At 63.2% G+C, this 13,620-nt stretch carries 18 protein-coding genes and 1 tRNA gene; 13 read left to right on the top strand and 6 right to left on the bottom strand.

Features of this window, described 5'->3' with window-relative positions; translation table 11 throughout:
• Nucleotides 1-10: 10 nt before the first annotated feature.
• Entirely contained in the window at nucleotides 11-217 is a 207-nt protein-coding gene (locus tag ABIB00_RS11710; RefSeq protein ID WP_354104424.1) for a hypothetical protein, read from the top strand.
• Between the two features lie 77 nt (nucleotides 218-294).
• On the opposite strand, the gene ABIB00_RS11705 is transcribed toward ABIB00_RS11710, so the two are convergent.
• The 3 genes from ABIB00_RS11705 to ABIB00_RS11695 all read right to left on the bottom strand — a co-directional run bounded on the left by ABIB00_RS11705 (nucleotide 295) and on the right by ABIB00_RS11695 (nucleotide 1,961).
• Nucleotides 295-954, bottom strand: a complete 660-nt coding sequence (locus ABIB00_RS11705; protein ID WP_354104423.1) for a DsbA family protein — start codon at nucleotides 952-954, stop codon at nucleotides 295-297.
• 98 nt (nucleotides 955-1,052) lie between these two features.
• Nucleotides 1,053-1,529 (bottom strand): PaaI family thioesterase, encoded by a 477-nt coding sequence (locus tag ABIB00_RS11700; RefSeq protein WP_354104422.1) that lies wholly within the window; start codon nucleotides 1,527-1,529, stop codon nucleotides 1,053-1,055.
• A gap of 3 nt (nucleotides 1,530-1,532) precedes the next feature.
• The gene (locus ABIB00_RS11695; RefSeq protein WP_354104421.1) at nucleotides 1,533-1,961 is read right to left on the bottom strand and encodes an acyl-CoA thioesterase; all 429 of its coding nucleotides are present in this window, start codon (nucleotides 1,959-1,961) and stop codon (nucleotides 1,533-1,535) included.
• A 111-nt stretch (nucleotides 1,962-2,072) separates the two neighbouring features.
• Here ABIB00_RS11695 and ABIB00_RS11690 point away from each other — a divergent pair, with 111 nt between their 5' ends.
• Complete coding sequence (locus tag ABIB00_RS11690) at nucleotides 2,073-2,621, top strand: TetR/AcrR family transcriptional regulator (protein ID WP_354104420.1); 549 nt, start codon at nucleotides 2,073-2,075, stop codon at nucleotides 2,619-2,621.
• Nucleotides 2,622-2,668: 47 nt separating this feature from the next.
• Here ABIB00_RS11690 and ABIB00_RS11685 read toward each other — a convergent pair whose 3' ends face one another.
• A complete protein-coding gene (locus ABIB00_RS11685; protein WP_354050346.1) occupies nucleotides 2,669-3,160 on the bottom strand; it encodes a hypothetical protein in 492 nt (163 codons plus the stop codon).
• A 205-nt stretch (nucleotides 3,161-3,365) separates the two neighbouring features.
• On the opposite strand from ABIB00_RS11685, the gene ABIB00_RS11680 reads away from it, so the two are divergent.
• Nucleotides 3,366-3,647 carry a PsiF family protein gene (locus ABIB00_RS11680; RefSeq protein WP_247339852.1) on the top strand — a complete coding sequence of 94 codons (282 nt, stop codon included), beginning with the start codon at nucleotides 3,366-3,368 and terminating at the stop codon, nucleotides 3,645-3,647.
• A 99-nt stretch (nucleotides 3,648-3,746) separates the two neighbouring features.
• Nucleotides 3,747-4,835: an AbrB family transcriptional regulator gene (locus ABIB00_RS11675; RefSeq protein WP_354104419.1), complete on the top strand. Its 1,089-nt coding sequence runs from the start codon at nucleotides 3,747-3,749 to the stop codon at nucleotides 4,833-4,835.
• Here ABIB00_RS11675 and ABIB00_RS11670 read toward each other — a convergent pair whose 3' ends face one another.
• Nucleotides 4,836-5,375, bottom strand: a complete 540-nt coding sequence (locus ABIB00_RS11670; protein WP_354104418.1) for a disulfide bond formation protein B — start codon at nucleotides 5,373-5,375, stop codon at nucleotides 4,836-4,838.
• Between the two features lie 154 nt (nucleotides 5,376-5,529).
• On the opposite strand from ABIB00_RS11670, the gene ABIB00_RS11665 reads away from it, so the two are divergent.
• From ABIB00_RS11665 to ABIB00_RS11640, 6 genes are all read left to right on the top strand, one after another.
• Nucleotides 5,530-5,614 (top strand) — tRNA-Leu (locus ABIB00_RS11665).
• Between the two features lie 118 nt (nucleotides 5,615-5,732).
• Nucleotides 5,733-6,245, top strand: coding sequence for a DUF1643 domain-containing protein (locus ABIB00_RS11660; RefSeq protein WP_354104417.1), 513 nt, complete (start codon nucleotides 5,733-5,735; stop codon nucleotides 6,243-6,245).
• A gap of 103 nt (nucleotides 6,246-6,348) precedes the next feature.
• Nucleotides 6,349-6,852, top strand: a complete 504-nt coding sequence (locus tag ABIB00_RS11655; protein ID WP_354104416.1) for a hypothetical protein — start codon at nucleotides 6,349-6,351, stop codon at nucleotides 6,850-6,852.
• A 10-nt stretch (nucleotides 6,853-6,862) separates the two neighbouring features.
• Nucleotides 6,863-7,609: a dCTP deaminase domain-containing protein gene (locus ABIB00_RS11650; protein WP_354104415.1), complete on the top strand. Its 747-nt coding sequence runs from the start codon at nucleotides 6,863-6,865 to the stop codon at nucleotides 7,607-7,609.
• A gap of 497 nt (nucleotides 7,610-8,106) precedes the next feature.
• Nucleotides 8,107-8,409, top strand: coding sequence for a hypothetical protein (locus ABIB00_RS11645; RefSeq protein WP_354104414.1), 303 nt, complete (start codon nucleotides 8,107-8,109; stop codon nucleotides 8,407-8,409).
• A gap of 91 nt (nucleotides 8,410-8,500) precedes the next feature.
• Complete coding sequence (locus ABIB00_RS11640) at nucleotides 8,501-8,734, top strand: hypothetical protein (RefSeq protein ID WP_247339847.1); 234 nt, start codon at nucleotides 8,501-8,503, stop codon at nucleotides 8,732-8,734.
• A 74-nt stretch (nucleotides 8,735-8,808) separates the two neighbouring features.
• Here ABIB00_RS11640 and ABIB00_RS11635 read toward each other — a convergent pair whose 3' ends face one another.
• Nucleotides 8,809-9,768 carry a helix-turn-helix transcriptional regulator gene (locus ABIB00_RS11635; RefSeq protein WP_354104413.1) on the bottom strand — a complete coding sequence of 320 codons (960 nt, stop codon included), beginning with the start codon at nucleotides 9,766-9,768 and terminating at the stop codon, nucleotides 8,809-8,811.
• A 296-nt stretch (nucleotides 9,769-10,064) separates the two neighbouring features.
• Here ABIB00_RS11635 and ABIB00_RS11630 point away from each other — a divergent pair, with 296 nt between their 5' ends.
• From ABIB00_RS11630 to ABIB00_RS11620, 3 genes are all read left to right on the top strand, one after another.
• Nucleotides 10,065-10,307 (top strand): hypothetical protein, encoded by a 243-nt coding sequence (locus ABIB00_RS11630; protein WP_354104412.1) that lies wholly within the window; start codon nucleotides 10,065-10,067, stop codon nucleotides 10,305-10,307.
• Between the two features lie 26 nt (nucleotides 10,308-10,333).
• Nucleotides 10,334-10,585: a GCG_CRPN prefix-to-repeats domain-containing protein gene (locus ABIB00_RS11625; RefSeq protein ID WP_502916572.1), complete on the top strand. Its 252-nt coding sequence runs from the start codon at nucleotides 10,334-10,336 to the stop codon at nucleotides 10,583-10,585.
• A gap of 214 nt (nucleotides 10,586-10,799) precedes the next feature.
• Entirely contained in the window at nucleotides 10,800-13,526 is a 2,727-nt protein-coding gene (locus tag ABIB00_RS11620; RefSeq protein ID WP_354104411.1) for a T6SS phospholipase effector Tle1-like catalytic domain-containing protein, read from the top strand.
• The last annotated feature ends 94 nt before the right edge of the window (nucleotides 13,527-13,620 follow it).

Here is a 13,620-nt window from a genome sequence, read left to right as displayed (position 1 = left end):
GAGGTTCGCCATGCAGATTTTTTTCGGAATGATCTTGGGCGCGCTGCTGCTCGGTTGCGGCGTGTACGTCTATGACTCCATGCAGACGTCGTCGGTCGCCAACGGCGAGGTCGCGACGATCAATCGCACCATCGTGAACTGGGATGTCGCCAAGGCCGACTGGGACGCGCTGCGTGATCGCGCGCACAAGGACTGGGTCCGCTTCTCCTCGAAGTAACAACACCGTATCGGGAATGAGGCGCCGTCGCGGGTCCGCGGCGGCGCCTTTCTGTTGCGCAGTGAAGATCGCTCGCGTCAGTTCATCTTGGCCTTGCGGGCGTCGGCGATGATCCGCTCGAAGTCGCTGATGCTGAGCACGCCAGGCACGCGGTACTTGCCGACGATAAAGGACGGCGTGCCGCGGAAGCCGAAGGCCTCAGCCTGTTCGTTATTGCGCTTGAGCACGGCATCGATGTCCTTGCCATGGTCGGTGAGATCGCGCTTCAGGCGGTTCATGTCGACGCCGGCGGCCGCGAGCAGATCGTCGATGCGCGACTCGGTCAGGCGCGAGCTGACACCCATCATGGCGTCGTGGGCCGGATGGTATTTGTCCTGGTATTTTGCCGCGAGAGCGATCCGGGCGGCCGTGACCGAAACGGGCCCGAGAATCGGCCAGTCCTTCATCACCAGCCTGACCTTGCCGTCGTCCTGGACGACCTGACGCAGCTCCGGCTCGAGCTTGCGGCAATAGGGGCAATTGTAGTCCGACCATTCGATAATGCTGATGTTGCCGTCGGGATTACCGGCGACGGGAACGTCGGGGTCGCGCAGCACCTTGGATTCGGTCAGCACCTCGTCATTGTCGGTGGCCGCCAACGCCGAGGCGATCGCGCCTGTCGCGAGCGCGCCGGCTCCGATCAGCGTCAATGCCGCGCGCCGCGTCGGCAAAAGGCTCTTATTCCTGATTCCGGCCATATCTCGCCCCGTTTCGGTCCCATCGCCGCAAATACGGCTCGGGGCCGGGAATTGTTACGCGTCATATAATGCGTTGCGGGCGCGATGTCATCGCCGCGCTATGCGGGGATCGCGGCCGGAGCTTGCGAAACCGTAACGCGGGGCAGCATCGCCATCAGCGTTCCGGTCATCGTGGCGATCAACGTGCTCTTGCCGTCCTGCTCGGCAAACGCCTTGGCCTCGCAAAAAGTCAGCGTGCGGCCGGGCTTGACCACCTCTGCCTTGAAGACGAAACGCTCGCCCCGGGCCGGTGCGAGCAGCGTCGTCTTAAACTCGACGGTGAGGATGTCCGCCTCGCGCGGCATCAGGGTGAAGGCGGCGACGCCGCAGGCATTATCGAGCCCAGCTGTAATAATGCCGGCGTGGATAAAACCGTTCTGCTGCGTGAGGGCCGGCGAGTGCAGCATGGCCAGCTCAACCTCGCCCGGTGCCAGGCGGACGATCACAATGCCGAGCGTGTGCATCGCCGGCTGGCCGTCGAACATGGCGACGTCAGCCGCGCGATAACCCGGGTTCTTCGGCTCGTATGCGGCCATGGCTCAGGCCTCCGCCGGCTCGGCGAGATGCCTCATGGCGATCTCGCGGATGGCATCCGTGAACGGCCCCGATTTGCGCTGGCTACGGTCCATGTGCACGACCGTGATCTCGCAGAATACGGCGATCTCGTCGGTCTCGGCATTGGCCATGTCGTGCCGGAAGCGGATCGATTTGTCCCGGATCTCGAGCAGATGACTGCGGATCCCGACAATGTCGCCGGCGAGCCGCTCGCGCTTGTAGGTGACGTTCTGCTGCACGGCGGCCATGCCGCGGCCGGAGCCGCGCGGATAGCTCGGCGTCAGCCCGAGACGGGCGAACAGATTCCAGTTGGCCTCGTTGAATTTGCCGACATACCACATGATGTTCATGTGGCCGACGTGATCGCACTGCCACGGATAGACCGTGCCGCGATCGGTCGCCTCCTGCTCCATCGCAATTTCTCCCTGCCCTTTTCCGGCCTTTGATTGCTGATACGGTAGCGTATCAGCCTCCTCCCGCGCTAGCAATACGGCACCGTATCAAGCACCGGTGAGGCTTCCTTCATGAGCGACGGCAAGGGCGATGTCTGGGTCGAGGCGGGGTTCACCGAGCTCGCCCGATCAGGGGTCGAGGGGGTGCGGGTCGAGGTGCTCGCCAAGAACCTGGGCGTTACCAAGGGCGGCTTCTACCGCCGCTTCGCCGACCGTGCCGCGCTGCTCGGTGTCATGCTGGAACGCTGGCGCGAGGGGCGCTCGACAGCGATCGCGCAGCAGACGAGTCTCGGTGGCCAAGAGCCCCGCGAGCGGCTGAAGGCGGTGATCCAGCTCTATTCCGAGCGGCTCAATCCGGACGGGATGGCCATCGAGCTCGCGATCCGGCAATGGGCCCGCTCGGACGAGGGCGCCGCGGCAGCGGTGGCAAGCGTGGACGCAGCGCGGCTGAAGCACGTCGCCGAGCTCTACCGCGCGACTGGCCTGGAAGCCGAGGCGGCTGAAGCGCAGGCCTTCCTGTTCTACTGCTTCATCTTCGGCCAGAGCCTGCTGTTCGTCGAGCGCGGCCCGCGCAAGCGATCCCAGCTCGTGGCGAAATCGGCCGAGAAGCTACTAGATTAAAGCGAGAGGCCGGAGCTTGGCTCCGGCCTCTGCATCGTCGTGAAGCTTCAGGCGGCGCCCTTCAGCTTCTTGTTGCATTCGCTGTAATAGCCGCCGCCCTTCTCGATCCACTTCATGCCGCCATTGCCGTTGGTGGCCTTGTTGGCGTTGTACTGGTCGACGCAGGTGTGGAGGCGCGCCTTGCCCGCGGTCTCCTTGGCGTATTTCGGATCGACTGCGTTCGGATAGATCGCAGGGCCGGCCGGCAGGGTCGGGGCGGCAGCGGGGGCTGCCTCCTTCTTCGCCTGCTTCGGCTCGGCGGGAGTCCCGGGCGCGGCAGGAGCAGCCGCGGTCGGAGCGGCGGCAGGCGTTGCGTCGGCACCGCACTGAGCCTTGCGGAAGTCATTCCACTTCGTGGTGCCGAGCGAGCCGTCCTTCTTGGCGGCCTGATATTTCGCGCTGCACTCCTGGGAAGTCAGCGCCTGCGCCGGCGCACTCGCCACCAGCGCGGCAAAGCCCGACAGCGCAACTGCACACAGCATTTTTGATTGAATGGTCATCCGTGGTCCTCCTCCTTGATCTTCCCCCGAGGGAAGTGAAACGAGGATTGCTATCCTAACGTGCCGCTGGCTTGCGACAAGGAAGCGATGGCTCCTGCCGCCAAAATATAGTGGTCCCTTCCGTTCAGATTGTTCATGTTGCGTTCAGCAATGCGAGCCGACGTTCCCAACCCTTCGCAATTCTCGCAAAGAAGAGTGCAACACCATGACCTTCACCTCTCGCCTCGCCGTCGTCGCCCTCGCCTCCCTGTTCGCCACCGGCACCGCCTTCGCGCAGACTGCCGCGCCGGCGGCCAAGACCGACACCAAGACCACTGCCGCCCCCGCCGACAAAAAGGCGCCGAAGGAGCACTCGGCCGAGTCACTCGAATGCTCCAAGCAGGCGGATGCCAAGGCATTGAAGGGCAAGGAGCGCAAGAAATTCCGCCGCGAATGCATGAAGGAAGCCAAGGCCGGCACGACCGCCGCCCCCGCTGACAAGAAGTAAACCCATCACGGTCTTTGCCGGCTCTCGGCGAGAGGCGCGCGCATTGCGGCATGACGTGGCCGCAATTGTGCGCCTCTTGCTGATTTGCGATAAGGCGGTGTGAAGCAAATCACCGCCTCCCTGCCGTTCGAATTGCCAAGCCGTGCCAAGATCTTGAGCACAGTGGAAACGCTCGTCATCGGCCCCGCGGGAGGCCTCGCGTTTCTGCTCGCGGGCCTTCCCGGCGGATTGATCTCGGGCTCGATGATCGCGGTCGGGATCGCTGCGATCGCCGGACGCCAATTGACGCTGCCGCCGATCCTGACCCAGACCGTGCTGGTGCTGCTCGGCATTTCGTTAGGGTCAGTCGTCTCGCGCCATCTGCTTCAACAGGTCGGTGCCTATCCGCTCACCATCGGCCTGCTTGCGCTCGCGACCTTCTGTTCGACCTTCGGCTCGAGCTATTATCTTCAGTGCGTCCACGGCTGGGACCGCACCTCGGCCTTCCTCGCCGGCAGCCCCGGCGCGCTGTCGCAGATCACGATTTTGGCGGTCGAGCGCGGCGCCGATTTGCCAGGCATCGCGGTGGTGCAGACCATGCGCGTCATCATCCTCACCGCGGCGCTGCCGATGGTGCTGGCGTTCGCCGGCGTCGCGCCCTCCGTCGCGCCTTCCCTGACGACGACGATCGCCTCGCCGCTCGACCTCGTCGAGTTGGTCGCGGCCTCGCTGGCCGCGGCGCTCCTGCTGCGGCTGATCAGGTTTCCGGCGAGCTGGATGTTCGGCGCGATGATCGGCTCAAGCGTGCTGCATGGCGCCGGCTGGGTCGAGGGCGGTCTGCCGGACTGGGTACGCGGCGTGGCGCTGGTCGGCATCGGCGCTCTGATCGGCAGCCGCTTCGCGCGGATGCGGATCAAGACGCTGGCCGGCCACATCAACGCGGCACTGGGTTCGTTTACTGTCGCCATCGCCGTCTCCGCGATCTTCGTCGGCATCGTGGCGCTCACCACACAGGTAAAATTCTCCGACGTGGTGGTCGCCTACGCACCGGGCGCGATGGACGCCATGCTGGTGGCGCTGGCCCTGACGCTGCACATCGACCCGATCTTTGTCGGCGCACATCACCTCTCGCGTTTCGTCTTCGTGACGATTGCGACGCCGGGCATCGTGCACCTGTTCGGCCGCACGCAGGACGATGTGGATGATTAGCTAGCGCTTCGCCGTCCGCACAAATCCCCACGCGGCGATCGCCGCCATCAACAACGAGATCAGCAAATTGTAGCCGGCGAGCGAGAGGCCGAGGAAGCGCCACTGCACCTCATCGCAGCGGACCACCTTCACGGTGTCGAGCCGCGACAGCAGATCGGTGGCGCTGCCGAGATTGACGACCGGACCGGAGCAGTCGGTCGGTCCTTTCCAGAAGCCCCATTCGACGCCGGAATGATAGGCGCCGAGCCAGGCATTGGCGAGGCTCGCCAGCGCAAGGATCGCAAGGCCCGCGAGCAACAGCGGCCTCGGCGCACCGCGCCGCACCGCGAGTGCGATGAGCAGGCCCAGCGGGATCGCAAGGTAATAGGCGTAGCGCTGCTCCAGGCAGAGCGGACAGGGCACGATCCCGAGCACCAGCTGGAAGAACCAGGCGCCCGCGATGGTCGCGGCTGCAATCAGCGTGACCACGAGCGAAGCAGCCAGCGCGGGGTTCGTGGCCGCCGGTTTGAACGCAGGTATTGCGGCACTCTGGGTCGTCACGGCAGCCTCTTTCGGATGGACGCTGACTTAAGCCTCTAACCCCGCCCCACGCGGCTGTCGAGAACGGCGGGATCACTTTGGCGCGGGTTGACCCCGTCCGGTCCATGGCTATAGTCCGCCGGCTTCGCGACGCCCTGTTTGGGGCTGACCGAGGGCCCCTGTGGCGGAACTGGTAGACGCGCTCGACTCAAAATCGAGTTCCGCAAGGAGTGCTGGTTCGATTCCGGCCAGGGGCACCAGACCATTCCTCGGCACCGATACGTAGCAAACATTCAGTGGCCTGGACCGTTCTGAACACGTGACGCTCGACATCGTTCGCGCGTCACGTCACCATCGCTCTTTCAAGATGGGGAGCTTATGTCTCTGTTTGTTCAGAAGAGTGCGATCATATCAAGTTGCGACCTCTACCGCTACGAGCTGCGGCGCATATGGAATGACTCACTGCCTCCCTACGTATCTGGCATGCTCAATCCGTCGACTGCTGACGATAAGATCGACGATCAGACGATCGTTCGCAACATCAGGCGCGCTGAAGCACGTGGCTGCGGCTCGCTCATCGTGTGGAATCTCGGCGCTGGCCGTGCGACTGATCCGGAGGTCTGGAAAGCGATGGCCGATCCCATTGGGCCCAACAACGACGCTCACATTGAGCGTATCCTGACAGAGTGTCGCACGCGCAAAGGCATCGCCGTCGTGGGTTGGGGCAATGACGGTTCATTCATGTGCCGCGACAAAGTAGCAGTCCGCATCGCCGCGAAAGTCGGTGTTGCGTTCCACTGCGTTGCAATGAACAAGGGTGGACAGCCCAAGCACCCGCTCTACGCCGGTTACGCCAAACCACTCATCCCATGGCGCTGTGGAAAATCTTAAAATTCGTTAGACTTTACAAGGCGGATACTCAGCCCATCGTCTTGAATCTCCAACGTATTTTCACTATATTCTAATGTGAAACGACTGATTCGGGATTGACGTCATGTTGGGCGGGGACGAACTCCTGCGGATGCAGCGCGAGCAGTTCCGGCATGATGAACGCAATCACAAAGACATCTTGTGTTTGCCGAAGCCGGACCGCCTGAAGCACTACGGTCTGCATTATGCAAAATACGTTGGCCGTCTTGCGCGCGGCTCATCGGAAGAGAAAAGGAGCGAGCAGACCCTGATCGACGCGATCTTGGTAACGCTCAGTGCTGCCAACACGCTCTTGCAAGACCTCTCGAAGGCTGACCTTTCGCCAGAGCAACCCGCATCGGATCAGATCGATCCTCTGCGCGTCTTCGCGGACGCTATGGGCCGCTTTGCTGATGCCTGTGAGAAGATCGATCACTTTGAAGACAATCACACGCTCGCTTTAGATGCCAACATCGATGTGATGCGGTGGCTTTTGAACACCGCAGTTGAGCACAAGATCGACATTCACGGCGCGATCAAGAAGCGCCGCGCCGAAATTTCCAAGCGACATTTCTATATCGCCGACTGAAGGCTCTCCCATGGTTGAAAGCGCGCTGGCTGCACCGCCACAGGACGGTCCATCGCCTCTTCCTGATAACGTCCCTCTTGGCTTTTGGAGCGGTGAAACCCTCTTAGAAATTCAGAAGAGCGGCGTCGAACTCATCAAGCCGTTTCACGAAGAGCAGATCGATTGCAACTGCTACACCCTTCGGATGGGCGACCACTACTTCGTCACATCCACAAAGGGCGACTCTGAGCCGCCCACCAAAACCAAGGTCGCATCGAAGCAGGACTTCAATATTCCAGCGGGACAATTCGCCTTCTTGATTTCCGAGGAAGAGGTATTCATCCCACGGTACGCAATGGCGTTCATTTCGATGCGGACGGCCTTCAAGTTTAAGGGCCTTGTAAACATCTCCGGCTTCCACGTAGACCCTGGCTATAAGGGAAAGCTCATCTTTGCTGTGTTCAACGCTAGCCCAACCACCATTCAAATCACGGGGGGCGAACCACTTTTCAAAATCTGGTTTGCTTCGATCGATCAGACCTCCGGCAAACGCCACGTCTTCGACAAACCTCCAATCGAGGAGATCGACAAAGAACTCATGCGCGGGATGACGCGTGAGCTTTTGTCCTTGCAACAGCTAAATGACAAAATCAGGGATGTTGACGACGCTGTGAACAAGAAGCTGGTAGCCGTCGAAGCCAATCTTACAAAACAGTTCTCAGAACAAAAGTCGACGATCGATAATCTGAATACGAGCGGACTGTTCAACTGGCCGTAATCGGCATGGTCATAGTGTCGATCCTCACGATAGCTTGGCCAACGCTGCGGAGCTTGGGAGATCTGACTGCACAGTTCCTCCCTCAAAGGCCAGCTTCGCCGTCAGCACCTCCATCAACGCCACCCGCCTCAGCACCTTCTTCTCAAACTACGCCGCCAGCGCAAATGCGGCCACCGGGTAATCCATAGGTCGGTACTTTCACAGAAACTTACACATACGCGGCCAATTGGCTGTAAGCATCTGATTTACCGAGCATATTGCAAGGCCATACAAGTCTCAAAATCGAGCTCTGCAAGGAGTGCTGGTTCGATTCCGGCCAGGGGCACCACGCTTCGCTATTTCGGGCTTCGCGTGGCGCAGCCACGCCGAACCGAAAAGGCGAAGCGTGTCCGGCGAAGCCTCTTGGCGAAGACGGACTTGCGCTCCCCCTCCACTAGCCATCGTCACATCCCCACTGTATAAGCCGGTAGCTTCTTCACTTGACCGAAGAGGCTCACATGAACGACCTGCACGCGTGGCTTTCGCAACAGCACCACGGCCTGCGAACCTTCCGTATCTTTCAGCAAAAGCTCGAAACGCTCGGCCGAGACGATCCTTCCCAGCGCGGGCTGTGCCGCATGTTGAGCGGCCTTGTCGACAATTATGTCGAGGCCTTTGACGAGGCCCCGCTGCCGGTCGAAATCGCCGATGGCGCGTATCACCGCCTGCTCACACTGGTTGAGGGCATCGACCTTCGGGGCGATGCCGACCGCCGGCTCGCCGACATCAACCGCGTGGCGGAGACTCGGATCTGGCAGTAAGGCGGAAGTGCCGCTCGCCGCAGGCGTTCGACTTCGTCCGGCCAGTGCCTATATCGGGTGGCAACGCGTACTGATGCAGAGAGCAGATTCAATGGCCAGGAGACGCACGACGGAAGCGGACGCCGACGACCTCCCCCGCTTCTTCGTCTGGGTCCGGGGCCTCGAAGGCCCCGAGCCGCAAAAATGGATGGCGATGGATTTCGGCGTCCGCGACTGGAAGCGGCCGCTGGTGCTGGCGTATCTGGAGCTGCCGGAGGGCGAGCGACACTTGCCGTTGTCGGCGCTGGCCCGGCGATATCCGGCGCCGCGGGGAGAGGCTTCGTAGAGAAGCCTTTCGGGATACGCTCAGGAGAGATTTCGAGGGTGTCCTCCCGTAAGTCAACCCATCTGTGGCCTACCTCACTTCCCCCGTGCCGCCGTCGGCGTCAGGCCGAACCTCCGGCGGAAGCAGCGGTTGAAATAAGACAGGTCGTTGAAGCCACAGGCGAAGGCGATGTCGCTGATGCGGTCTTCGCGATGGGCGAGAAGATCGGCGGCCTTGCGCAGGCGCAGCTCGTTGAGGCGCGTGGTGAAGCTGGCGCCGGCCTCGAACAGCAGCTCGTTGACGTAGCGTTCGGAGAGGCCGGCAGCGGCGGCGAGTCTTTGCGCGGAAAAGTCCGGCTGGTGGAAGCGCGCCTCGAGGATCGACAACACGGCTTTCAGCCGCACGGCGCGCAGGCCCCCGCGTCGCGCGGCGACGGCGACATCGCTGCGGGCGCCGAGACCGATCGCGGCGAGATCGAGCAGATGGGCGGCGATCGCCATGTCGGCTTCGTCGACGGCTGCGGGATAGCGAAGCAGCAGATCGCTGTAGTCCATCGCCAGTGTCAGCGCGCCGCCGGGTTCGAGTTCACAGCCGACGAGATCGTCCACGTTGGCGACCATCGCGCGCAGCGTGTCGACCGGCAGATGCACGTTGGTGAAGCGCTTGTGGCTCGCGCCGTCGGCGGCGAAGAACGGCTCATCCAGCTTGAGCAGCACCATCGATCCCGGCCGCATGGTGAATTCGCGGCCGCGATGGACCACCCGCGAAGGACGATCGCCGGTGTTGCGGGCGAGGCAAAAGCGGTCGTCGCCGGTCTCAAGCACCTGGCGCTTTTCGCGCCGGACCGTGACGAAGCTGCCGTCGCAGCGTCCGAGCATGGTGGTGCCGATATGAATCGAGTTCATCGTGGCGCGAAACGGCACGTCGGACGCCGGATCGAGCTCGCCGGTGTTGGAGAAATGCTCGAACAACTCGGCGAAGCGGATGAAGCGCTGCCGGTCGGACAGGTCCCGCGGCAACATGTCGGTCGAAAGCGTCTTCCGGATGACGGACATCGAAAGACCTTCCAAAAGGACGTTTGGGAAAAGCTCATGCACGGAAGCGTCCCGAAGCCTGGCAGGTCTAAAATGAACGCCTGCCAAACACCGGCAAGCGCAGGCTATCAGCACGCCAACGTGAATCAAGCTGCGCCGGTCAGTCCAAGCCGCGCCGCCGTCGGCGCCGGACAGTCCAAGACGGCCCGCACAAGCGGGCCCTATTCAGGCGGCGGGTGCGACTTCCCGGCACATAAGGGACCGCATCCGGGCAAACGGGCGGCCCCATCCTGACGCCCGCTGGAGGAGACGACGACATGCGAACCTCTCTACCCCGCAGCCTCGTGCTCGGCGGCGCCATCGCGACCAGCCTCTGCATCGGTTACGCGCTGGGCGCGCAGCCGCACATGGACGAAGCCATCGCGATCCTGCAATCGGCGCGCGTCGAGCTCGGCAAGGCCGAGCCGAACAAGGGCGGCCATCGCGAGAAGGCGATCGGGCTGATCGACCAGGCCATCGCCGATGTGCGCGCCGGCAGTGCGTTCGCCGCCGGCCATTGAAGCAGCGTCATTCGGGAGGACAAGACATGATGCGAACAATGTTTGCCGCAGCTCTCGCGCTCGGCGCGATCACAGGCTCTGCCCAGGCCATGCCGCTCGCCCCGCTCGGTGCGGGCGCGAATGGCGACGTCATCGCAGTCGCCGGCGGCTGCGGCGCCGGCTGGCACCGCGGTCCCAATGGCGGCTGCCTCAGGAACTATGCCAACCCGGCCGCGCATGCTTGCCCGCGCGGCTATCATATCGGCCCCGGCGGCGCGTGCCGTGGCAATGGCCGGTAAAGGCTGAACACTCCGCCTCTCCCCGTTCACCGGACCGTTCACCGGGGAGAGGCGCCTGCCGCGACGGCGCGTTCCTGCTTGCTACCTCAGCGGGATCGTGTGCAGAATGCACCTGCATTTTCACGACCCAATTATTGCAACCATTAATTGACTCCGGGGAGTGCTGCCCGGCTCGGGCCTGAAGCGCGTCCCCGTCGAATTGCCGGAGGGGCTCATGCCACACCAGGATGGTGCGCCGAACGCCGATCCTGTCGGACCGGAACACGCGCATATCGAGACGCATGCCGGCGGGACCACCACCGCCATCCCGCCAAAGCGCAAGCTGGTGCTGTTCGCCGACGGCACCGGCAATGCGTTCACCACCCAGGAATCCAGCGTCTGGCGTCTCTACGAAGCGCTCGACCACACCCAGCCGGACCAGATTGCCTACTACATCAAGGGCGTCGGCACCGCCGGCTGGGCGCCGCTCGCCGCGCTCGACGGCGCCACGGGCATCGGCGTGCCCGGCAACGTCCGCAAGCTGTACCGCTTCCTGTGCTGGAATTGGCGAGAGGGCGACGAGATCTACATCTTCGGCTTCAGCCGCGGCGCCTTCACCGCGCGCACCCTGGCATCGCTGATCGCGAGCCAGGGACTGGTGCCGGCGGAAATCAAGGGCGAGCCGGTCTCGCATGAGGAGATGGAGCGCAACGCCATGGCCGCGTGGCGGGAATACCGTCGCGATACCGTGCCGTTGAAGAAGAGCCTGCCGACGATCTGGATCGCGCGCTTCATCCGCGATGTCCTGCTCTATCTCTATCATGCGATCTGCCGGCACCGCTCCTACGCCGATGTCCGCTCGGCGATGAACGGCCGCAAAGAGATCGACATCGAATTTCTCGGGCTGTTCGACACGGTCGAGGCTTTCGGCGTCCCGATCGAGGAGCTACGGGTCGCGATCGACTGGGCGATCTGGCCGATCTCGTTCCGCAATCACCGGCCTTCGCGCAAGGTGAAGCACATCTCGCATGCGCTGGCGCTGGACGACGAGCGAACCACCTTCCATCCGCTGCGGATCGACCAGAGCCATTTGGCGCCCGACCAGACGGTCGAGGAGGTGTGGTTCACCGGCGTGCATTCCGACATCGGCGGCGGCTATCCGGAATCCACGCTATCCTTCGTGCCGCTGGTCTGGATGGCCGATCAGCTCGACGGACGGCTCCGCTTCCAGGACGGCGAGATCGAACACTTTAGGAAATACCAATCGGCGACCGGACCGAAGCACGATTCGCGCAGCGGCGCTGCCGTGCTCTACCGCTACGGGCCGCGCCCGATCCTCGCTGGTCAGGTCAATGGCGGGCTGCCGGTGGTGCACTTCGCCGTCATCGAACGCATGCTGTTCGGCTGCGACGACTATGCGCCGATCATGCTGCCGGCGGACGCGCTGGTGCTGACGCCCGATAGCAGCAAGCTGAACCTCGTCGAGGACGGCACGCGCGAGGCCATGAAACAGGCCTATCTGGCGAAGGCCCAAGACCCGCGGCGCGAGACGGAGGCCGAAGCCTTCACCCGCATGAACACGCCCAGTGCCGAAATGGCCAGGCTCACCCGCGACACCGTGTGGTGGCGGCGCGTCGCCTATTTCTCGCTGCTGTTCATGGTCGGTGTAATCGCGGTCTGGCCGTGGATCGCCCGCAGCCTGATCGGGGTGTCGAAGGACAATGGTCTGCAAGGCACAATGGTGCTGCACGCCATCGCCACCATCGATTGGCTCGTTGGCGCCGTGCTGGGGCCGCTGGCCAATCTTGTCAGGAATGTCCTGCCATCCTATGCGGCGCCGTGGCTCGACATCACGCTGTACTATCCGTTCGCGACCTCGATCGTCCTCGTCATCACCTACCTGATCTGGCGCAGGAACACGGTGCTCCGCGACACCATCCAGGAACGCGCGCGGCTGGCCTGGAGCAGGCCACACCGCATGGCAAGCCAGCGGCATCTCGACGAGCCCGGCTTGCTGCTCCGCTTCGCCCGATGGATGCGGCTGAATGCGGGACCGGCGCGCCTTCTCTTCACCAAGCTCGTGCTGCCCGGCATCTTTCTGTTCATCATCTTCTACTCGGCCCTGCTCATTGGGGCGACCAGCGTCTTCACCGCCCGCACCGCGACCGGAAATATCTGCACGACTCCGGGGTCAGAGGCCGGCACGCCGGTGCTCGACGAACCGATCCATGCGCGCGGCCGCTTCGCGACGAAGGAGTTTTGCTGGTGGAGCGGCCTTTCGGTCGAGAAAGGCCGCTCATACCGCGTCTGGGTCGAGATCGAGGATCCCTGGTTCGACCGGACCATCTTGAGCGGCACAAATGGCTTCAAGACCTATTTCACGGCTCACTACCTCGCCCTGCCGACGCTCCGTCAGTTCGGCGCCGCCTGGTTCCAGCCCGTCGTGCGCGTCGGTACGAAGGGAATGAGCGACGTTCCGCTGAAGGCCGTCTACGTCATGCCGGCCGACGAATTGCCGCGCCGGATGAATCCGACCATTCCGGTCGAGGACGATGCGGATCAGACCAAAGGCAGGTATCCGACCCAGCTCGACAAGACGAAAGGGTTCGCGGCACTTCCCGACGACGATCCGTTCAAGCTCTCAGTGCGCAAGCTCGGGCCCTTCGAGCCGGTGCCGAATGATCCGACCGCGCGCGCGATCTGGGACGAACAGAAGCTGTCGGGACGGCTGGTCGCGGAATTCGTCGCGCCCGATGCCGGCGATCTGTTCTTCTACGTCAACGACGCCGTCCAGATTTATCCGACGCTGCTCCCGGCCGCGTTGCGCCCGGCGAAGCTCGACGTTGTCCTGGGGCCCTATGAGCAGTTCTACAAGAACAATGCCGGCACCGCGCGCATTGTCGTGCAGCGACTGCCGAGTCCGCCCATGCCGCAGGATAAACCGGCCGCGACGAAGCCGTAGACACCGCGTCGCGGATGCCAAGTGGTCGCCGTGCGCCCCCATGATTATGGGTGTCGCGGTGCCGCGCCACGGCTAGGCTTGGGCTCTCGCCGCG

Origin of the sequence: Bradyrhizobium sp. LB14.3 (genome assembly GCF_040547985.1) — a bacterium.
Lineage (GTDB): Bacteria > Pseudomonadota > Alphaproteobacteria > Rhizobiales > Xanthobacteraceae > Bradyrhizobium.
Note: the sequence above shows the minus strand (reverse complement) of the source record. Positions and strands in the feature narration are given on the sequence as shown.